The 21,155-nt window shown below is 34.3% G+C and carries 16 protein-coding genes; 8 read left to right on the forward strand and 8 right to left on the reverse strand.

What is annotated here, in order from left to right; all coding sequences use genetic code 11:
- Positions 1 to 89 precede the first annotated feature (89 nt).
- The 4 genes from B0E44_RS01565 to B0E44_RS01580 all read left to right on the forward strand — a co-directional run bounded on the left by B0E44_RS01565 (position 90) and on the right by B0E44_RS01580 (position 4,848).
- Positions 90 to 971: a hypothetical protein gene (locus B0E44_RS01565; RefSeq protein WP_077370446.1), complete on the forward strand. Its 882-nt coding sequence runs from the start codon at positions 90 to 92 to the stop codon at positions 969 to 971.
- A gap of 108 nt (positions 972 to 1,079) precedes the next feature.
- Complete coding sequence (locus B0E44_RS01570; protein WP_077370447.1) at positions 1,080 to 1,523, forward strand: hypothetical protein; 444 nt, start codon at positions 1,080 to 1,082, stop codon at positions 1,521 to 1,523.
- Positions 1,524 to 1,762: 239 nt separating this feature from the next.
- Positions 1,763 to 3,544 (forward strand): long-chain fatty acid--CoA ligase, encoded by a 1,782-nt coding sequence (locus tag B0E44_RS01575; RefSeq protein ID WP_077370448.1) that lies wholly within the window; start codon positions 1,763 to 1,765, stop codon positions 3,542 to 3,544.
- A 254-nt stretch (positions 3,545 to 3,798) separates the two neighbouring features.
- Positions 3,799 to 4,848, forward strand: a complete 1,050-nt coding sequence (locus B0E44_RS01580) for a proline iminopeptidase-family hydrolase (RefSeq protein WP_124019259.1) — start codon at positions 3,799 to 3,801, stop codon at positions 4,846 to 4,848.
- A gap of 128 nt (positions 4,849 to 4,976) precedes the next feature.
- Here B0E44_RS01580 and B0E44_RS01585 read toward each other — a convergent pair whose 3' ends face one another.
- From B0E44_RS01585 to B0E44_RS01595, 3 genes are all read right to left on the reverse strand, one after another.
- Positions 4,977 to 7,433, reverse strand: a complete 2,457-nt coding sequence (locus B0E44_RS01585; protein ID WP_077370449.1) for a S8 family peptidase — start codon at positions 7,431 to 7,433, stop codon at positions 4,977 to 4,979.
- Positions 7,423 to 8,409 carry an AAA family ATPase gene (locus B0E44_RS01590; RefSeq protein WP_077370450.1) on the reverse strand — a complete coding sequence of 329 codons (987 nt, stop codon included), beginning with the start codon at positions 8,407 to 8,409 and terminating at the stop codon, positions 7,423 to 7,425. The genes B0E44_RS01585 and B0E44_RS01590 overlap by 11 nt, the downstream gene beginning before the upstream one ends.
- Before the next feature lie 153 nt (positions 8,410 to 8,562).
- Positions 8,563 to 9,375: a hypothetical protein gene (locus tag B0E44_RS01595; RefSeq protein WP_077370451.1), complete on the reverse strand. Its 813-nt coding sequence runs from the start codon at positions 9,373 to 9,375 to the stop codon at positions 8,563 to 8,565.
- Between the two features lie 592 nt (positions 9,376 to 9,967).
- Between B0E44_RS01595 and B0E44_RS01605 the strand changes: the two genes are divergently transcribed.
- The 4 genes from B0E44_RS01605 to B0E44_RS01620 are packed head-to-tail and all read left to right on the forward strand — an operon-like array spanning position 9,968 to position 15,818.
- The gene (locus tag B0E44_RS01605) at positions 9,968 to 10,435 is read left to right on the forward strand and encodes a MarR family winged helix-turn-helix transcriptional regulator (protein WP_077370453.1); all 468 of its coding nucleotides are present in this window, start codon (positions 9,968 to 9,970) and stop codon (positions 10,433 to 10,435) included.
- A complete protein-coding gene (locus tag B0E44_RS01610) occupies positions 10,419 to 12,809 on the forward strand; it encodes a 3-hydroxyacyl-CoA dehydrogenase/enoyl-CoA hydratase family protein (RefSeq protein ID WP_077370454.1) in 2,391 nt (796 codons plus the stop codon). Before B0E44_RS01605 ends, B0E44_RS01610 begins: the two co-directional genes overlap by 17 nt.
- A gap of 3 nt (positions 12,810 to 12,812) precedes the next feature.
- A complete protein-coding gene (locus tag B0E44_RS01615) occupies positions 12,813 to 13,994 on the forward strand; it encodes an acetyl-CoA C-acyltransferase (RefSeq protein ID WP_077370455.1) in 1,182 nt (393 codons plus the stop codon).
- Between the two features lie 33 nt (positions 13,995 to 14,027).
- On the forward strand, positions 14,028 to 15,818 hold the full coding sequence (locus B0E44_RS01620) for an acyl-CoA dehydrogenase family protein (RefSeq protein WP_077370456.1): 1,791 nt from the start codon (positions 14,028 to 14,030) through the stop codon (positions 15,816 to 15,818).
- A 457-nt stretch (positions 15,819 to 16,275) separates the two neighbouring features.
- On the opposite strand, the gene dnaK is transcribed toward B0E44_RS01620, so the two are convergent.
- From dnaK to B0E44_RS01645, 5 genes are all read right to left on the reverse strand, one after another.
- Positions 16,276 to 18,159: a molecular chaperone DnaK gene (gene dnaK, locus B0E44_RS01625; RefSeq protein ID WP_077370457.1), complete on the reverse strand. Its 1,884-nt coding sequence runs from the start codon at positions 18,157 to 18,159 to the stop codon at positions 16,276 to 16,278.
- Between the two features lie 326 nt (positions 18,160 to 18,485).
- Positions 18,486 to 19,112 (reverse strand): nucleotidyl transferase AbiEii/AbiGii toxin family protein, encoded by a 627-nt coding sequence (locus B0E44_RS01630; RefSeq protein ID WP_077370458.1) that lies wholly within the window; start codon positions 19,110 to 19,112, stop codon positions 18,486 to 18,488.
- Between the two features lie 2 nt (positions 19,113 to 19,114).
- A complete protein-coding gene (locus B0E44_RS01635) occupies positions 19,115 to 19,582 on the reverse strand; it encodes a helix-turn-helix domain-containing protein (RefSeq protein ID WP_077370459.1) in 468 nt (155 codons plus the stop codon).
- Positions 19,583 to 19,677: 95 nt separating this feature from the next.
- The gene (locus tag B0E44_RS01640; protein WP_077370460.1) at positions 19,678 to 20,013 is read right to left on the reverse strand and encodes a DUF6150 family protein; all 336 of its coding nucleotides are present in this window, start codon (positions 20,011 to 20,013) and stop codon (positions 19,678 to 19,680) included.
- A gap of 160 nt (positions 20,014 to 20,173) precedes the next feature.
- Positions 20,174 to 20,953 carry a sulfite exporter TauE/SafE family protein gene (locus tag B0E44_RS01645; protein WP_077370461.1) on the reverse strand — a complete coding sequence of 260 codons (780 nt, stop codon included), beginning with the start codon at positions 20,951 to 20,953 and terminating at the stop codon, positions 20,174 to 20,176.
- Between the last annotated feature and the right edge of the window lie 202 nt (positions 20,954 to 21,155).

Genomic DNA, 21,155 nt, shown 5'->3' on the forward strand with positions numbered 1-21,155 from the left:
CATATAAAGCCCGTCTCTAGTTATTTTCAGAGACGGGTTTTTCATGAAGATTTTTGCCCTAAAATCTGAATTAACCTAAAAAACCACCAATGAATACCATCAAAAACCTTTTTATTATAAGCCTACTACTTTTAATAAATCCTGTATTTGCACAAATTTCAGATGAATCCTTAAAAATCAATCCCGTGTTAGAATTGTATGGTTCCAATGCAAAAACTCTGGGTCTAAAAGGAAATGTAGTCCAAATGCATGAGCAGCAATTTTCGATAAACGCAAAAGGGAACGTAACAGGTGATTCTGAATTGATCAATAATTTTTATAAATTTTACCCCGAAGGTTCAACAAAAGAATTTGAACAAAATTATAAGTATCTGCTGTCCAAAAAGAACTTTTTCAGCTACACCAACAAAGGTTATATTTCACATGTAGATATAGAGACTGTCAATGTTGTCAAGGATAAAGACACAACCGAAACCAATATGGAAAATGAAACTCAAACTCCAGATTTTTCTATAGCTGATTATAAATATGTGCAAAAGAAAAACATTTTGTACAAAGGAGAAGAAGTTACCGAGGGTTCCCCAAAAAAGACAACAATCCGAAATGAGTACTTTTATCATTTCAATGATGACAATCAAATTTTCCAGATTGATTACCAATCTGCAGATTTAACAACAAAATACATCTACGACTATAATGCACTGGTAAAAGAATTGCATACTTTCAAATCGGGTGTTTTATCCCATAAAAACATTTATAAATACGATCGTAATAATAGGCTAATCAACATAGCGACAATTAATTCTGACAACAATACAAAATACCCAAATCTTGAAATAGTTATAACATATAAACTCGACGAAACCGGAAACGCAATCGAGAAAAAAATGGTAACCTATCTTTATAACACTAAAGGTGTCAAGGAGTTTCTTGAAGGCTTTTTAAATTTATATAATTATACCTATTTGTAGTTTTTTATCTAAAATTCCGTTTGTATCTTAGCCAAAAGATTAAACATTTAACCTTACCTAAAAAGCAACGCCCCTTGCTTTTTAGACTTTTAAAATTAACCTACATTCATGAAAAAAATTACTTTGCTGCTTGCTGCGCTTGTATTAAGTGCAACTCATTCCTATGCCCAAATTAAAGTTACCAAAATCAAAAACAAAGACAAAGACCACTATATCGCTACGGTTATTGGTTATCCAGTTACGGGTGTTTATTCTTATGTAAATCAAATTGAACCAATAACAATCCTCAATCCCGATGGTACAGGAATTATGCAAAATGAAGATCTCGTAAAAGAAAATATCATTTGGGGAATAGAATGTACTGAATCTGGAGTTCCTGTTTTCAAAGAAGGATTCAATAGCGCTTCTTACTCTTTTTGGTATAAAAAAAGTGATACGGCCAAATCCAAATCAGAGGATGAAAACGAATGGATTTTACAGTCTTTTTCAATTCATCATGACAAAATGAAAATGTTTATTTCTGGAGAGAGAGTAAAAGAATATATCGAATAACAATATTCTGTATCAAAAACCGTAAATACTTGTATATCTCCTGTTTCGCAAGTTATTTTACTTCAAAACCAATTTAAAAAAGCGTTTTTCTTAACCCAATTCATCTAATTTATACAATTTTAAGAAATCGATTTCGTTGATTACCAATAATGTAATTATATTAATCGTAATTAATCATTGGAAAATAAAAATTATTATTAATTTTTATTTAATTTGCGAAAAAATTTAACAATCATACAATGAGAACGATTACCCGTCTTTTTGATTTCCATTACTATCAGCTAGAAAATTACAACAAATTAGATGCTTTGGTTACCAAGCAAAATGATGTTTGGGTAAAAACCTCAACCCAGGAATATCTTGATAAAGCCAATGCAATTTCTAGGGCATTGCTAAGGATGGGCGTCCAAAAAGATGACAAAATAGCTATCATTTCAAGCAACAATAGAACGGAGTGGCATATCATGGACATTGGTATTTTACAAACCGGTGCCCAAAACGTACCGATTTATCCAACTATTGCTCAAGAAGATTATGAATATATTCTAAATCATTCTGAAGCTATGTATGTATTTGTTTCGGATATTGAAGTATACAATAAAGTAAATAATATAAAGGCGAATGTACCTTCCCTAAAAGAGGTTTTTTCATTCAATGAAATTGGGGGATGCAGAAACTGGACTGAATTATTAAATCTTGGTGAAGACAAAAGTAATCAGGATGTTGTTGAGGACAGAAAAAACAATGTAAAACCAGACGACTTAGCGACTATCATTTATACATCGGGAACAACAGGACGTCCAAAAGGAGTTATGTTATCTCATAGAAATATTGTTTCAAATGTACTTAACAGTGCGTCCAGAATTCCTTTTGAAGCAGGAAAAAGTGTGGCATTGAGCTTCCTTCCTATCTGCCATATTTTCGAAAGAATGATTTTATATCTGTACCAATATTATGGTGTTTCAGTATATTTTGGAGAATCCATAGACAAAATCAGCAGTAATTTAAAAGAAGTAAGACCAACCGTTATCACTGCTGTACCAAGACTTCTGGAAAAAGTATACGATAGTATTCTCGCAAAAGGAACCGAATTGAAAGGAATTAAAAAAATGCTTTTCTTTTGGGCTATCAATTTAGGACTGCGTTACGAACCTTATGGAGCCAATGGTTTTTGGTATGAATTCCAATTAAAAATTGCCCGTAAACTAATTTTCAGCAAATGGAAAGAAGGTTTGGGAGGTAACTTAGATTTAATGGTTTCCGGAAGTGCCGCTTTACAAAAAAGATTGTCACGCGTATTTGCAGCTGCCGAAATTCCAGTAATGGAAGGTTACGGATTAACCGAAACTTCTCCTGTAATTACTGTAAATGACATGAGAAACAGAGGTTTCAAAGTTGGAACCGTTGGAAAAGCTATTGACAATGTAGAAGTGAAAATTGCCGAAGATGGTGAAATTCTTTGCAAAGGTCCAAATGTCATGATGGGTTATTACAAAGATCCCGAAAAAACAGCTGAAGCTATCATCGATGGCTATTTCCATACGGGAGATATCGGTAATGTTGATCAAAATGGATTTTTAACCATAACTGATCGCAAGAAAGAAATGTTTAAAACTTCTGGAGGAAAATACATTGCACCTCAAATTATCGAAAACACCATGAAACAATCTCGTTTTATCGAGCAGATTATGGTTATCGGCGATGGAGAAAAAATGCCTGGAGCTTTTATACAACCAAATTTTGATTTTATCAAAGAATGGGAAAAATTACACGGTATTGAAGTAGGGAAAACAAACCAAGAAATAATTTCGAACCCAAAAGTAATTGCCCGAATTCAGGAAGAAATTGACCATATCAATCCGAAATTTGGAAATTGGGAACAAGTAAAACGTTTCGAATTAACTCCAGATGTTTGGTCTATTGATGGTGGACACCTTACTCCTACTCTAAAATTGAAAAGAAAAATCATATTGGAAATTTACAAAAAACAATATGAAAAAATATACGGTCATCCGCTGTAGACTTTTATATTTAAAAAACCTCAAAGTCCTGATAGTTACTATCGGGACTTTTTGTATTTAAAAACTTCTTATCTTCACAATTAATTAAAAATAACAGATACGGTTTCATGCAGTGAATGTATTTGAATCAAACTCTCACAAAGACGCTAAGACGCAAAGAGAAAGGTTTTAAACTTTGCGCCTTTGCGTCTTTGCGAGAAAAAAACATTGCGTGATAACTGCCATAATCTATTAAAAACAAATAATATAAACTTATGAGAATCAAAATCTACACCATGCTTTTCATCAGCCTATTTTTTATTGTGGGCTGTAAAGAAAAAACCGAAGATAGTGTTAAAGCCAATTACCTTGATTTTTCCAAAAGGGATGACCAATTTACGGGCGGTATCAAAATGATTCCTATCACCACTCCAAAAGGGACTTTCAAAGTTTGGACAAAAACCGTGGGAAACAATCCAACTATCAAAGTATTATTACTTCACGGAGGCCCAGGTCTCACCCATGAACTGTATGAGTCATTTGACGGCTATTTCCCGAACGAAAGCATTGAATACATCTACTATGATCAATTGGGTTCCTATTACAGCGATCAGCCGAACGACAATAGTCTGTGGACAAATGAACGATTTGTGGAAGAAGTGGAACAGGTTCGAAAAGCACTCGGTTGTGACAATACCAATTTTTATGTTTTGGGACAATCCTGGGGTGGAATCCTGGCTATGGAATACGCCTTGAAATACCAAAAGAATCTCAAAGGACTGATTATTTCCAATATGATGGCCAGTGCACCTGCTTACAACAAATATGCCGAAGAAGTTCTTGGACCAAAACTCCCAAAAGCCGTTTTTGACCAAATCAAAACATTTGAAAAAAACAAGGATTACACCAATCCAAAATACACCGAACTGCTGTTTAAATATTATTATACCGAACACATTCTGAGAATGCCTGTTGACCAATGGCCGGAATCCATAAACAGAGCTTTCAAGCACATGAACCCGAATGTGTATGTGTACATGCAAGGCCCAAGTGAATTTGGAATTACGGGAGATGCCACTTTAAAAGATTGGGATGTAACTGCCCGACTTAAAACGATTACCGTTCCAACTTTGGTTATTGGTGCCAAATACGATACTATGGATCCCAAACACATGGAATGGATGTCCCACGAAGTACAAAACGGACGCTTTTTGTTTTGCCCGAACGGAAGCCACCTTTCACAATACGACGACCAGAAAAATTATTTTAAAGGCGTGATTCAGTTTTTGAGAGATGTGGATAGCGGGGAATTTAAGAAAGGGTGAATGATTTGAAAGATGGTAGAAATATAAAAGCGTCCTGAATTGGGACGCTTTTGATTTTTTATAAACTTTAAATTCTCTTTTTTATCGAAAGAAATATTAGGTATTGAGATTTCGGATAGTCATTTACATTATAAAGGGATAGCCAATTGATTCATTACTGGGGTATATAAATCAATATCATTTTCTTCAGTCTCTAAACTAACAATTAAACTATAACGAACTACTTCGTTAAATTTATTTTGTCTTTTTAAATTCTTGTACCAACCATTTTTAGGAAAAACAGCTAGAATATTTCTTTCAGACATTTCAATCCCAGTTATTGTAATAAAATCTTTTCTAATTGATCCTTTCGAACCAACTTTAGTTCCTAGATCCCATTTTACACCATCTCTTTTTGGTTTGGTATCATCTGTTTCATCTTCAGGTTTTGATATTCTTTTTTGAAACTCTGCCAGAGTTTCATATCTTTTTATTAATTCAAAATCTAATTGATGAGAATGATAAGAATAATGAGTTGCTAATCTCCTACTACCCGGATTGGGTTCAACATAATATGATAATGTAACTATCAATTTTACGGATTTATCCTCTAAGCTTTTTAAAGCTTCTTTAGGCCAAGGAAGATTAAACAAATGGTATTTATTATATTGTCCTTTTGATTTTTCATTTTTATAAGGCTGAATTTCTCTTTCCGCAATTAAAGTCAGTGAATTTTCAACACTAAACTTTGCTTTTTGAATACTTGGTACACCATAACCAACAGTTCTCAAAAGATTTCTTTTATCCTTTGCATTTCTTTTCATTGCATCAGTCCAATCAGCAGAATGAACCATTAAACCTCGTATGGTCTCTACCCAATAATGTGGATACATTGTTCTTAATTCAGCCGCCATTTTTGATGCTAAAGCAGCAGCTCCACTAGTGTCTCCAAAAGATATAAAAATATCATTTGCAAAATCTGCATCAGTTGTCAAAAGTCTTAATTCCGAATGGTCTGAAGTTAGAATTCCATCTGTAGATCTATTTCCTCCTTCAAAAACTAAATCAGGTTTATTTGGCCAACTATTATCAAATAAAAGTGAGGTTGAATTACTTGGAGACATAGCGCCATTTTCAGCTAATGGTTTATAGCCAGTTGAAATGTCTATTTTATCTTTTCTTGTATAAGTACCTATCGTAAGTGCATTATAGGCTTGCGCTGGATCATTAATACATTCTGTTTCATTTAAAAACGGATATTCTTCATGCTTATTTATCTCAACATTACCTCCACTTACAATAAATAATTGCTGTCCTAATTCTTTACCAAAACAAATTTTATCAATAATAGCTGAACTCGAAGAAGGTCTCCCTTTAAAAACATTATTTCTCAAAATAGTTAAACAATAAACTCTTAAATTATTTGGTTTATTGATTGATGGAATACTAACTGCATTTTCAAATTTTGGAGCATCAAATTTTTCATCTTCTTGAATATTATTAAATATTTTAAACGACTCTAAACCATGATAAATTTGAATATTTTCTGAAGAACTTAATACATCTGTTAAATCCCCATATAATGCTAAACCTGCGACCCCAGTTCCATGACCTCCATTAGGATAACTATCTTGAAACCCCCAAGATTCATTATATGAATGTAAATTATTATCAAAAACAAAGTTTTCTAATAATGGATGCTTATTATTTATTCCAGTATCTAATAAGCAGATTAATACGCTATTGTCATCAAAATTATTTTCAGTTCTTTCTTTTAAATCGTTTAACCATTCTCTTTTATCTTCAAAAGATTCTATAAAGTTTGCAACTTCTTGTGGATGTCTTAACTCTGCTAAATTATCAAGTAGTAATAATGAATTCGAAAGTTGCTCTGAAGTCCCTTTTATAACCTTAACAATATACTCTGCTAATTCAATTTGTGATTGACCAATTTGACAACCAATAATCTCTAAATTATTATAAACACTCTTTAATTTTGCAATGTAATCGTCCGACTTACGAAACCATACTTCCCACCAAATATTTTCATTCTCGTTTGGAAATGGATAATATAAACCATCAACCCAAAAAGATTTTAGCGTAGCAATTTTTAAATCGTTAATATTGTTAAGTAACTTTTTATTTTTAGGCTCACCTGTATCAATTTTTTCTTTTGTTAGTTTATCTGTTTTAATGAAATTTTCATTTAAATAAACTTCAATTTTTTTTATAAAATTAGAAACGTCACCTTCATTAGCTAAAACAACTAAAGAATATTTATACTCTTCTATACTTTCAATTAATCTTGTCTCTTCATTAATGTTTAATAATTGAAAACCACTTTTATCGAAAGAATCAAAAGACAATTTATAACCCCAATCTGAAGTAAATTCAATATAAACAGAATCATCTTTTATTAGAGAAGGGTTGGTTTCTGAATTATCAAAAAAGTTTTTGATTTCATTTATTTTTTGAAGCAAATTATTCCCATGAATATACCTGTCATTGGGCTTTTCAATATATTTGCTACCTCTTCCTAGTACGGTTGTTTTAAAAATATCTGTAGTAGTGTTTCCTTCAAATTTAATATGTGATTTATTTTTCATTTACAACATTTCTCAACTTTAATAAATTTTTCAATGTTGCCAATTCTAATTTATTTAAATCATTCAAAATCATTTCTTTAATAGTATCATTGCATATTCTAACAATTTCAGAATAATTTAGACCTAAAGCTAATTTTGAAAGGATTTTATAATCAACTTTTGTAGAAAAAGAATATGCTTTTGTATGTTTTTTGATTATTTCAATTATGTGGTTTTCGTCTGGTAAAGGATATTCTAAGATTTCGTCAAATCTTCTAAAAAGGGCTTTATCTAATGATTCAGGCAAATTAGTTGCAGCAATTATAATGCTATTACTTTGATCCTTTTCAATATTTATTAAGAATGAATTCAAAACTCTTTTTATTTCCCCAACATCTTGATTTTGACTCCTATGTGAACCTATAGAATCAAATTCATCAAAAAGATAAACTGCTCTTTGGTCATTCATAGCATCAAAAATCAATCTAAGTTTAGCTATAGATTCTCCTAAATATTTAGACATTAATCCATCTAATCTTATTATGAAAACAGTAATCCCTAATTCACCAGCAATTGCTTGAGCAGTCATCGTCTTTCCTGTTCCAGGAGCACCCGTCAATAATAATTTACGCTTTGGTTCTAAATTATGAGATTTTAAAATCTGCCACTTTTCTTGCTCTTTAATAACTTTGTAAAGTGTTTTCTTTATATTTTCATCTAATACCATGTTACTTAAATTAATTTTAGGTTGAAAAACTTCAATTAATTCTTGTAATTCTCTTTTTGGTAAATTTAATGGAAGAGCTTTTTGCTGAATTACATTTACAGACCTTTCTTTTTTTGCTTGGTCTATTAATTTCTTTAATTCTTGAGCAAATGTAGTATGCCCTTGCTTGGCTTCAGTAGCAGCAATTTGCAAAGCAATTGAAAAGAATCGACTTTCATCGTCATCTCCAAAAGACTTAATCAAGGATTTTATTTGGTCTGCTGCTGCCATCTTATTTTTTATTTACTGAACAAAAATATACTAAATCTATTAAATAATATAAATCTTCTCACAATCATTTTTCTTTAAAAATCTATAATTCAAAATTAATATTCATAATCCTAACCAATCTATCTACTTTTATCTGATAAAAATTTTACATTTTCAAACCAAAAAATCCGAAACCAATCGTTGCTTAAATCGATCGATAGGTTTTAAATCGACATTGGTATCTCCATTAAAAATATCAAAAGGATCGTCCAGACCGCTAATCAATAAATACAAATAGCAAAATAAAAACGTAATGGCAGAGGTAACCAAATAATCAGCAGATGGGCTTTTGAATTTGGTAATCAGTAAAAGCGACATCACTATAAACAAAATGCTTTGGAGCAAGGTATATGCTGGTTTGATAAAATTATTTCTCGAAATCGAATAGGCACGCGTGAGCTGCTTTCGCATCGCATTGGTATTTTCCTGTATGCCTTTTATGGCTTCTTTATCAACTCCTCTTTCGGCAAAATAATAGGCAATTTCATTTGATTTCCGAATTAATGGAAAAATAACGGTAGAATCTTTACCACTGGAATAAATCCATGAAATAATACCATCGGTTATCGTAATCATTTCTTGTCGCAAAAAAGCGCTGTTCAATTCTTCTTTGCACAAATCGGAAGCTCCGGTTCTTGGCGCTCTAAAAGCCAAGTAAATCCAATCTTTGATGGCTTCCAAATTTGAAGCTACTTCCCCAGGAATCTTTTCGCTTTCTTTAAAATCGGTCATCGTAGCTGCCAATAATAACCCAAATACAAAAAACGCCCCAGTGAAAATTATTGTAATATCGGACAGTTCTATCAAGTCATGAAAATCCTGCCCATACAGAGATAGGTTTTTGAAAATAAAATTTTTGATTCCCAAAATCACTAATGCGGCAATAAGAGACTTTAGGATTATAGTTCGGTTTGATATAAACTTCATGATCTGTATTTTTTTTTGAAAAGTAAGAAAATAATATGACTATCCGAAGCTAGTACCCTTGCCTATTTTTCCAAACATTCTAATTGGCCACGGATTATACAGATACAACAGATTAGTACGGATTTTTTATTTAGCGCGATAAAAGTTGATTTGAAATCTGTGTAAAATCCGCTTTTTCCGTGCCATCCGTGTGCCATTTTTTTTATGCATTGAAGATTTTTAAAATATTAAAGCTTTAAAAGCAAAAATTTCCCCTTTAGCCCCGATTACAGTGAAAATCATTATGTGCCGGGGTTCGGCACATAATATTGAAACGGAAAGCGGGACAATGTTTCCTGAAAAACCCAAATCTTTCTGCTCCAAAAAATTATAATAAAAACAGATAAAATGAACTTCGGATAGTGTTCTTTTTAAAAATAAAAAAAACATCATTCTTGTTAAAATAAGAATATACTGCGCATGCATAATATTTTCTAAAGTCCTTATTTCAAAGGAGTTTTTTATCTATATTTATAAAAAAATTAAAAAAAACGAATTTTATTATGCATGCATAGTATTTTTTTTATTACATTTGAAATCGATATAGTAAAATATGAAAAACAAAACAATAGATTATATCCTAAGAGCAACTTGGCAAGCCGTATCCAGAATGTACAACGAAGAAGCTCATAAATATGACGCTACAATGGCCACTGGATTTGCACTATTAAGTATTGACAGAGAAACAGGAACACCGTCAACGGCATTAGGGCCAAGAATGGGAATGGAAGCTACGAGCTTGACCAGAACCCTAAAATCGATGGAAGAAAAAGGGCTAATCACCCGAAAGAAAAATCCAGAAGACGGAAGAGGGGTTTTGATTTACCTAACCGATTTTGGGAAAGAAAAAAGAGAGCTTTCTAAGAATACTGTTTTGAAATTTAATGAATCTGTAAGACAACATGTCTCAGAAGAGAAGATAAACAATTTCATAGAAGTCGCAGAAATTATCAACGAACTAATTCAGAATAAAAACATATTTAATCAACAAGAAAACAGTAACGATGAATCGAACCATTAAAAAAGTTGCAGTAATTGGATCCGGGATTATGGGTTCAGGAATTGCTTGTCATTTTGCCAACATTGGAGTCGAAGTCTTGCTTTTGGACATTGTGCCAAGAGAATTGACGGATGCCGAAGCCAAAAAAGGGCTTACACTTGAGAGTAAAATTGTTCGCAACCGTGTGGTAAACGAACATTTGGCTAACTCCCTAAAATCGAAGCCCTCTCCTATTTACAGCCAAAAATTCGCAAGCCGAATCACAACTGGAAACACAACGGACGATATGGCTAAGATTGCCAATGTAGATTGGATCATCGAAGTGGTTGTGGAGCGTTTGGATATCAAGAAAATGGTTTTTGAGCAAATTGAAAAATTCAGAAAACCGGGAACTTTAGTTACTTCGAACACTTCTGGTATTCCAATTCATTTTATGAGCGAAGGACGTAGTGAAGATTTCCAAAAGCATTTCTGCGGTACTCACTTTTTTAACCCTGCGCGTTACTTAAAATTATTCGAAATTATTCCTGGTCCGCAAACTTCTTCTGAGGTTTTGGATTTCTTAACAATATACGGAGAGAAATACTTGGGTAAAACTTCGGTTGTTGCCAAAGACACTCCAGCATTTATCGGAAACCGTATCGGTATTTACGGAATCCAAAGTTTATTCCACTTGGTAAAAGAATTGGGATTGACTATTGAAGAGGTAGATAAATTGACAGGACCCGTTATTGGTCGTCCAAAATCGGCTACTTTCAGAACTGTAGATGTTGTTGGATTGGATACTTTGGTACATGTTGCCAACGGAATCTACGAAAACTGTCCTACAGACGAACAACACGAATTGTTCAAACTTCCAGAATTTGTAAATAAAATGATGGAAAACAAATGGTACGGAAGTAAAACAGGTCAAGGTTTCTACAAAAAAGTAGACAAAGACATTCTTTCTTTGGACTTGGATACTCTTGAATACCGTCCTGCCAAAAGAGCTTCTTTTGCTACTTTGGAATTAACAAAAACAATTGACAAACCAATCAACAGATTTAAGGTTTTAGTTAAAGGAAAAGATAAAGCGGGTGAATTCTACAGAAAAAGTTTCTCTGGAATGTTTGCTTACGTTTCTAACCGTATTCCTGAAATCTCTGATGAATTATACAAAATAGACGACGCCATGAAAGCTGGTTTTGGATGGGAAAATGGTCCATTCGAAATTTGGGATGCCATTGGTGTTCAAAATGGAATCGAAATAATGAAAGCCGAAGGTCTTGAGCCTGCAGCTTGGGTTACTGAAATGTTAGCTTCAGGAAGCACTAGTTTTTATACTATTAAAGAAGGAGCAACTTATTTCTATAATATTCCAACAAAATCGCAAACTAAAGTTCCAGGACAAGATGCATTCATCATCCTAAACAACATTCGCGAAAGCAAAAAAGTTTGGAGCAATAGTGGTGCTATCATCCAAGATTTAGGAGACGGAATCTTGAACTTAGAATTCCAATCCAAAATGAATACAATTGGTGGTGATGTTTTAGCTGCGATCAATAAAGCGATAGATTTATCCGAAAAAGAATACCAAGGTTTAGTTATAGGAAACCAAGCAGCGAATTTCTCTGTTGGTGCCAATATCGGAATGATATTCATGATGGCGGTGGAGCAAGAATATGACGAATTGAATATGGCTATCAAAATGTTCCAAGACACCATGATGCGTGTGCGTTATTCTGGAATCCCAGTAGTAGTTGCTCCTCACGGAATGACTTTTGGTGGTGGTTGCGAAATGAGCTTACATGCTGACAAAGTGGTTGCTGCTGCTGAAACCTATATGGGATTAGTTGAATTTGGTGTTGGGGTAATTCCTGGCGGTGGAGGTTCCAAAGAATTGGCCATGCGTGCATCCGATCTATTCCGTAAAAACGATGTGGAATTGAACGTTTTACAAGAATATTTCATGACTATCGCTATGGCAAAAGTATCTACTTCGGCTTACGAAGCTTTTGACACTGGACTTCTACAACACGGAAAAGATATTGTGGTGGTGAACAAAGACCGTCAAATTGCCGAAGCCAAGAAACACGCTTTATTAATGGCAGAAGCCGGTTATACTCAACCTATCCGCAGAACAGATGTAAAAGTTTTGGGTAAACAAGCATTGGGAATGTTCTTAGTAGGAACTAATCAAATGGTTGCCGGCAAATACATCTCAGAGCACGATTTGAAAATTGCAAACAAACTGGCTTATGTTATGGCTGGTGGTGATTTATCTGAGCACACTTTGGTATCTGAGCAATATTTATTAGACATCGAGCGCGAAGCTTTCTTGTCACTTTGTACCGAAAGAAAAACATTGGAGAGAATTCAATTTATGTTAACCAAAGGGAAACCTCTAAGAAACTAAGAAATGAAAACAGCATATATAGTTAAAGCTTATCGTACTGCGGTAGGAAAAGCACCAAAAGGAGTTTTTAGATTTAAAAGACCTGATGAGTTGGCTGCAGAAACCATTCAATACATGATGAATGAGTTGCCTGATTTTGACAAAACACGTATTGATGACGTTATGGTAGGAAACGCCATGCCGGAAGCAGAACAAGGTTTGAACGTAGGACGTTTAATCTCTTTGATGGGATTAAAAGTAGATGACGTACCCGGAGTTACCGTAAACAGATATTGCGCTTCGGGATTGGAAACAATTGGAATGGCAACTGCTAAAATCCAATCTGGAATGGCACATTGCATCATTGCCGGTGGAGCTGAAAGTATGAGTTTTATTCCAATGGGAGGTTACAAACCTACTCCGGATTATGCTGTTGCAAAAGCGGGACACGAGGATTACTACTGGGGAATGGGATTGACATCGGAAGCGGTAGCAAAACAATTCAACATATCTCGCGCTGATCAAGATGAATTTGCATTTCAATCGCACAATAAAGCTTTGAAAGCTCAAGCTGAAGGTAAATTTGACAAACAAATTGTGCCTATCACAGTTGAACAGACTTTTATCAATGAAAATGGTAAAAAAGAAACCAAATCATATGTGGTAAACAAAGACGAAGGTCCAAGAGCTGGAACTTCTTTAGAAGCATTGGCAGGTCTTAGAGCTGTTTTTGCTGCTGATGGAAGTGTAACAGCTGGTAACTCTTCACAAATGAGTGATGGTGCTGCTTTTGTACTGGTTATGAGTGAAGAAATGGTAAAAGAATTAAACCTTCAACCTATCGCTCGTTTGGTAAACTTCGCCTCTGCAGGTGTAGAACCAAGAATTATGGGAATTGGACCTGTAAAAGCGATTCCAAAAGCGTTGAAACAAGCGGGATTGACTCTAAATGATATCGATTTAATTGAATTGAACGAAGCTTTTGCTTCACAAGCATTAGCAGTTACTCGCGAGCTAAACTTAAATCCTGATATCATCAATGTGAATGGTGGAGCTATTGCCTTGGGTCACCCTCTAGGTTGTACCGGAGCCAAATTATCTGTTCAATTATTCGACGAGATGAAACGCAGAGGAAGCAAATACGGAATTGTTTCTATGTGTGTGGGAACTGGACAAGGTTCAGCAGGGATCTACGAATTAATGTAATTTAAAAAGTCTATTACTAAAAAAAATAAAAAAATGAGCGATAAAACAAGAGGTGGTCAATTCATCGTAAAAGAAACAAAATGTGAAGATATCTTCACACCAGAAGATTTCAATGAAGAGCAATTAATGATGCGTGACTCTGTAAAAGAGTTCGTTGATAAAGAATTGTGGGCACACAAAGATCGTTTTGAGAAAAAAGATTATGGCTATACGCAAGAGTGTATGAAAAAAGCAGGAGATCTTGGTTTCTTAAGCGTAGCTGTACCTGAAGCTTATGGCGGAATGGGAATGGGATTTGTAAATACTGTTTTGGTATGTGATTATATTTCGGGAGCAACGGGTTCATTCTCAACTGCTTTTGGAGCGCACACTGGAATTGGAACAATGCCAATCACATTATACGGAACTGAGGAGCAAAAACAAAAATACGTACCTAAATTAGCTTCGGGAGAATGGTTTGGAGCGTATTGCTTAACTGAACCGGGTGCTGGTTCTGATGCTAACTCTGGAAAAACTAAAGCTGTTTTATCAGAAGACGGAAAAACATATTCAATCACTGGACAAAAAATGTGGATTTCGAATGCAGGTTTCTGTTCAGTTTTCATCGTATTCGCAAGAATTGGTGACGACAAAAACATCACTGGATTTATCGTAGAGAACACTCCTGACAATGGAATCTCAATGAATGAAGAAGAGCATAAATTAGGTATTCGTGCATCTTCTACTCGTCAGGTTTTCTTCAACGAGACTAAAGTTCCTGTTGAAAATATGTTGTCTGAAAGAGGAAATGGTTTCAAAATCGCAATGAATGCCTTGAACGTAGGTCGTATCAAATTGGCAGCAGCTTGTTTGGACGCTCAACGTAGAGTAATCACTGGAGCGGTTAACTATTCTAATGAAAGAATCCAGTTTAACACTGCAATTTCGCAGTTTGGAGCTATCCGTTCTAAATTGGCCGAAATGGCGACTTCTTGCTACGCTGGAGAAAGTGCTTCTTACCGTGCTGCAAAAGATATTGAAGATCGTATTACCGAGCGTGAAGCTGCTGGTGCTTCTCACCAAGAGTCAGAATTGAAAGGTGTTGAAGAATATGCTATCGAGTGTTCTATCTTGAAAGTAGCTGTTTCTGAAGACGTTCAGAACTGTGCAGACGAAGGAATTCAAATCTTTGGAGGTATGGGATTCTCAGAAGACACTCCTATGGAAAGTGCTTGGAGAGATGCTCGTATTGCTCGTATCTACGAGGGAACAAACGAAATCAACAGAATGTTATCTGTTGGTATGTTAATCAAAAAAGCGATGAAAGGGCACGTTGATTTACTAGGACCTGCTTCTAAAGTACAAGAAGAATTAATGGGAATTCCATCTTTTGAAACTCCTGACTATTCTGAATTGTTTGCTGAGGAAAAAGAAATGATCGGTAAATTGAAAAAAGCGTTCTTAATGGTTGCTGGTGGAGCCGTTCAAAAATACGGTCCAGACTTAGATGCTCACCAACAATTATTGATGGCTGCCTCAGATATCTTAATCGAAATCTATATGGCTGAAAGTACGATCTTAAGAACCGAAAAATTAGCCAAAACAAACGGTGCTGACAAAATCAAAGAACAAATCGCAATGGCACAATTGTACTTGTACCAAGCAGTTGATATCATTACCCAAAAAGGAAAAGAAAGCATTATTTCTTTCGCTGAAGGTGACGAACAACGTATGATGTTAATGGGATTACGTCGTTACACTAAATATACGAATATGCCAAATGTGGTTGGTTTGAGGGAAACAATTACCTCAAAATTGGTTGCTGAAAATGCTTACTGCTTCTAAATATTTATAACCTTTTTAGTTTTTATTTGTTTAAAAAGCCGCTATTGTCCCTGAATGACAAAGCGGCTTTTTTATGTATTAATAGTTTGGTTTTTCATTGAAACCTGATTGTACTTCAAATGTAACAAGGACATGAAGATTTTATCCGAATACGCAAAGAAATCTCATCCCTGCAATCCTATTTTCTATAATATTTTGTTCCGAACTAAGAAGAAAACTCCTTAATACAATTTCTCAGTATTACATTCTGAATTATCAATTTATAACAACAATTCAGCTATAATTATATCCTTTTTACTATTATCGAGATATCCCTAAAAACGATAATTTCAATTCTTCAATTTGATATCAAAATTGCCACTTGATTTATAAACAAAAAAAAGGCTGCCCTTCTGGACAGCCTCTCTTTCATTTATTATACTATAAAGATGCACTGTTGTCCATCTTTACGAAATAATTATTTTACTTCTTCGAATTCAACGTCTTCAACATTGTCTCCTTGTGCTTGAGCTTGTGGCTCAGCAGCAGCTTGACCTTGTTCTCCTTGAGCGTACATTGCTTCAGTAGCTGTTTTCCAAGCTGCATTGATGTTGTCAAGAGCAGTTTGAATTGCAGGAATGTCTTGAGATTGGTGAGCCATTCTCAATTCAGTCAATGCATACTCGATAGCTACTTTATTATCATCAGACAATTTAGCTCCAAGTTCTTTCAATTGAGACTCAGTTTGGAAGATCATTCCGTCTGCTTCGTTCAATTTTTCAGCTCTTTCTCTTGCGATTTTGTCAGACTCAGCGTTAGCTTCAGCATCTTGTTTCATTCTTTCGATTTCTTCAGAAGTCAATCCAGAAGAGGCTTCGATACGAATGTCGTGAGATTTACCTGTTCCTTTGTCAGTAGCAGTTACTTTGATGATACCATTAGCATCGATGTCAAAAGCAACTTCGATTTGAGGAACTCCTCTTGGTGCTGGTGGAATACCATCTAAGTGGAAACGACCTATAGTTTTGTTATCAGCAGCCATTGCTCTAGCTCCTTGCAATACGTGAAGCTCAACAGATGGTTGAGAATCAGAAGCAGTAGAGAATACTTGAGATTTTTTAGTTGGGATAGTTGTGTTAGCTTCGATTAATGTAGTCATAACACCACCCATAGTTTCGATACCTAAAGATAAAGGTGTAACGTCAAGTAACAATACATCTTTTACATCTCCAGAAAGAACTCCACCTTGAATAGCTGCTCCAATTGCAACAACTTCATCAGGGTTAACTCCTTTAGACGCTTTTTTACCAAAGAATTTTTCAACCTCTTCAACGATTCTTGGGATACGAGTAGAACCTCCTACCAAGATAACTTCGTCAATATCGTTTACTGTTAAATTTGCATTTTTCAACGCTTTAGCAACTGGTGCCATAGAACGTTTTACCAAAGAGTCAGTCAATTTTTCAAATTGAGCTCTAGTTAATTTTTTAACTAAGTGTTTTGGTCCTGAAGCTGTAGCAGTTACGTATGGTAAGTTAATTTCAGTTTCAGCAGAAGATGACAATTCAATTTTAGCTTTCTCAGCAGCTTCTTTGATACGTTGTAATGACATTGGATCCAAACGCAAATCAATACCTTCTTCAGCTTTAAATTCGTCAGCTAACCAGTCAATAATTTCGTGGTCAAAATCATCTCCTCCTAAGTGAGTGTCTCCATCAGTAGACAATACTTCGAAAACTCCGTCTCCTAATTCAAGAACAGAGATATCAAAAGTACCTCCACCTAAATCGTAAACAGCAATTTTTTGATCAGTTCCTTTTTTATCCAAACCGTAAGCCAAAGCAGCTGCAGTTGGTTCGTTGATGATACGCATAACTTTAAGACCTGCAATCTCACCAGCTTCTTTTGTAGCTTGACGTTGTGCATCATTAAAGTAAGCAGGAACAGTAATAACTGCTTCAGTAACTGTTTGACCTAAATAGTCTTCAGCAGTTTTTTTCATTTTTTGAAGTGTCATAGCTGACAATTCTTGTGCAGTGTACAAACGACCGTCAATATCCACACGTGGAGTATTGTTGTCACCTTTAACTACAGAATAAGGAACTCTTTTTGCTTCTTCAGTGATTTCAGCAAAAGAATGTCCCATAAAACGTTTGATAGAAGCAATAGTCTTAGTTGGGTTAGTTACTGCTTGTCTTTTCGCAGGATCACCCACTTTAATTTCTCCACCTTCAACAAAAGCGATGATAGATGGTGTTGTTCTTTTTCCTTCAGCATTAGGGATTACTACTGCTTCATTACCTTCCATTACAGAAACACAAGAGTTTGTTGTACCTAAATCAATTCCGATTATTTTACCCATTTTTAATATATTTAATTTTTATTGTATACTTATTTTAACGGCTCGAAGACTCTAAGGCAATCTTTATGCCAATATAAAAAACCGAGTAAATTGTCAGTTTTCATTACAATTGGCATAAAAGAATATGACAAACTGACATTTTAAAAATCATTTATCGAGTCAGTTCGCTATGGCTCGTGTGGGCAAGACCACATTAGGAAAAGGGGCCAAATTCAGCACATGCTTATTCGTCCCCTTTCCCCAATGCGGTCGGGCTATTGCCATTACTTCGGTAATTTGGCGCTATCCCTCTTGCAGTCCTAAGATCATTAATATATGACAAGAAATTATATTTTCTCCAGAAAATCCAATTTTATAATATCCCAAGATTTACCCAATAAACATAACGGATCAAAATCAGCGTCAGCCAATTCAAAATTCACAAACTGACTTTTCATATTCGAACAATCAATATAAGGATAGCGCTTTTCATAGAGACTAATCATTTCATCAATGCTTACTTTTTCCAAATAATAATGCAAATCCCAAAAATCTTTTTTCCTTCCGCCATTCAAAACAACATCCAATTTCATTGCAATAATTTCGTATTCAGTAGCTATTCTTATATTTCCAACAATAAGCTCATCAAAAATAAATTCATCGGTATAATACAAATCCACTTTTACAAAATCATCTTTTGAATTTCCTACTTCAAAAAAAGTTCCAAACGAAACATTCTCAAGATTTCTAGAACTACAATAAGGATATTTGCTTTCAAGAAAACTTCTTATCTCCTTAAAATCAATCGAACCATAATCAGCATCTGTAAACAAATCAATATCTACTGATTCTCTATGACCAATTTGCAAACTTAAAGCCGTTCCTCCAACTAATCGGAAAGGAGAAAATAATTCTTCTGTCATCAAATCAATTAAAACTCTTTCTAGCAATGGAGAAACTGTATTCCAATACATAATTAACGTGTTAACTTTTCAGGATATTTCAAATTAATTCTATCAACTTCTTCTTTTCCGTAAAACCGAATAATTTCGTCCTGTTCGGTTTTAGTGCCATATGCAAAAACTCTTCTTACAACTGCGATTTTCATCAATTTCCAATCAATTTTATCAAAAGTAGTATCCCAAAACACACCTTTTCTCAATTTTGACAAGTCAGGTTTGTAATTTCGGTCTCTCTTCGCTTCCTTAATATCATAGAAAACCTGAAGAGTCATCAAGAAACCCTCTTCCATTTCCAATTCCTTTTCTATTTTAAGTGACAAATCAACATTCATTCTCCTAGTCCCTTTTATAATGGCACCCAAAGTTTGAGGATGCTCATCAACCAAAAGCGCAAATTGTCTTTTGTTAATGCCTCTTTTTTTCAATTCCCTTTCTACAATTTTACCGGGATGAACTCCTTTTATAATATCTAGCGTTTTCATCTGAAATTCCTATTTGTTTCTATTAAATAAAACTACGATTTCACAATACAAATATAAACAAAATTGTTTACACTCGTGCTAAAAAATGTGGCTGATCAATACAACAACCATTTCTTAGATGCTGTATTCCAACCTGCTTGATTTTCATAGTCAACAAAGAAAATTTTTAAATCAGCTTGATTTTCATAATCCACAAAAAACACTTTCTTTTTTGACTGATTGGCATATTCGGTAAAAAACCATTTTCCATCATTATCGCCTGCCTGATTTTCATACTTTACTTTGAATACTTTCAGATCTGCCTGGTTTTCATATTTAACAACATAAATTTTCACATCGGCCTGATTTTCATAATCCACCGAAAATACTTTTTGAGCTTTACTGTTTCCAAAAGCTAACAACATCACTGTAAAAATCAATAGCTTTTTCATTTTATATAGTTCTAAATTTTATACCCTAAAAATAATAAAAAACAAACCGCAGATACGCAGATTATGAAAAACAATATTTTCTATAATCTGCATATCTGCGGTATTTTTATAAACCAATGTTTGTTTTAATCTTTCTGTTGTCGATAAAGTCAAAAAGTAATTAGGCAACCAATTTAAAACCAACATAAAATAGCATCATAGCAATTGCATTTCTAAGCAATAAATCAGGAAGTTTTCCACTCAACATACTACCTAAATATATACCAGGCAACGATCCCAATAATAAATATCCCAATATATTTAAATCTAAATTTCCCATCGAAGCATGTCCTAATCCGGCAACAAGCGTCAGAGGTACTGCGTGTGCAATCTCCGTTCCCACCAACTTTGGGGTTGGCAAAAGCGGATATAGAAAAAATAAAGTTACTGTCCCCAAGGCTCCAGCACCAATAGAAGTAAGTGTAACTGTCGCACCCAACATCACACCTATAGCAACCGTCAATAAATTTTGAGTTCTACTCTCACTATGGAATTTATCTCCAGCATGTTTTTGCGAAAAAACCAACAATTTCTTTTTGAATATAATCGCTACCGAAGTAAACAGCAATGCCCATCCCAAACTATACTTTATAACCTTATTCAAAACTTCAAGATCTGTTTTCAAACTATGAAGAATCCATAAAGTCAATAAAGCAGCCGGAACACTACCCAAAGTTAACCACCCTGTTATTGTCCAATTAATATTTTTTTTCTTGTTATGAACAAAAACACCACCTGATTTTGTAATAGCGGCATATAACAAATCGGTACCAACCGCAGTCGAAGGAGGTATCCCAAACCACAATAATATGGGAGTCATTAAAGACCCTCCTCCCACGCCTGTCATCCCAACAATAAAACCAACCACTAATCCTGCAATTATTAATCCCACTAAATCCATAGATATTATGTTATTTTTGACAAAAATAGATAAAACATTATGATATCCAAGTCATTTAACCAAAAAATAAAAAAAATTAAATACCATAGGATTCAACAAGGCCTTTGATGTAAACTTGCTCAGGAATTATACCATAAACCTTTATTTTACACCAAGAAAAAGAAAGTCCTTTTGTAACTTTGCATCTTTGAAATAGAATAAA

It is taken from the genome of Flavobacterium sp. A45, from assembly GCF_002001005.1.
Taxonomy (GTDB): domain Bacteria; phylum Bacteroidota; class Bacteroidia; order Flavobacteriales; family Flavobacteriaceae; genus Flavobacterium.

Coding starts and splice junctions, on each gene's coding strand:
- B0E44_RS01645 (WP_077370461.1), bottom strand. CDS start 20,953: ATGGATTTAGTGGGATTAATAATTGCAGGATTAGTGGTTGGTTTTATT.
- B0E44_RS01605 (WP_077370453.1), top strand. CDS start 9,968: ATGAAAAACAAAACAATAGATTATATCCTAAGAGCAACTTGGCAAGCC.
- B0E44_RS01590 (WP_077370450.1), bottom strand. CDS start 8,409: ATGGCAGCAGCAGACCAAATAAAATCCTTGATTAAGTCTTTTGGAGAT.
- B0E44_RS01585 (WP_077370449.1), bottom strand. CDS start 7,433: ATGAAAAATAAATCACATATTAAATTTGAAGGAAACACTACTACAGAT.
- B0E44_RS01595 (WP_077370451.1), bottom strand. CDS start 9,375: ATGAAGTTTATATCAAACCGAACTATAATCCTAAAGTCTCTTATTGCC.
- B0E44_RS01635 (WP_077370459.1), bottom strand. CDS start 19,582: ATGAAAACGCTAGATATTATAAAAGGAGTTCATCCCGGTAAAATTGTA.
- B0E44_RS01610 (WP_077370454.1), top strand. CDS start 10,419: ATGAATCGAACCATTAAAAAAGTTGCAGTAATTGGATCCGGGATTATG.
- B0E44_RS01630 (WP_077370458.1), bottom strand. CDS start 19,112: ATGTATTGGAATACAGTTTCTCCATTGCTAGAAAGAGTTTTAATTGAT.
- dnaK (WP_077370457.1), bottom strand. CDS start 18,159: ATGGGTAAAATAATCGGAATTGATTTAGGTACAACAAACTCTTGTGTT.
- B0E44_RS01620 (WP_077370456.1), top strand. CDS start 14,028: ATGAGCGATAAAACAAGAGGTGGTCAATTCATCGTAAAAGAAACAAAA.
- B0E44_RS01615 (WP_077370455.1), top strand. CDS start 12,813: ATGAAAACAGCATATATAGTTAAAGCTTATCGTACTGCGGTAGGAAAA.
- B0E44_RS01640 (WP_077370460.1), bottom strand. CDS start 20,013: ATGAAAAAGCTATTGATTTTTACAGTGATGTTGTTAGCTTTTGGAAAC.
- B0E44_RS01580 (WP_124019259.1), top strand. CDS start 3,799: ATGAGAATCAAAATCTACACCATGCTTTTCATCAGCCTATTTTTTATT.
- B0E44_RS01575 (WP_077370448.1), top strand. CDS start 1,763: ATGAGAACGATTACCCGTCTTTTTGATTTCCATTACTATCAGCTAGAA.
- B0E44_RS01570 (WP_077370447.1), top strand. CDS start 1,080: ATGAAAAAAATTACTTTGCTGCTTGCTGCGCTTGTATTAAGTGCAACT.
- B0E44_RS01565 (WP_077370446.1), top strand. CDS start 90: ATGAATACCATCAAAAACCTTTTTATTATAAGCCTACTACTTTTAATA.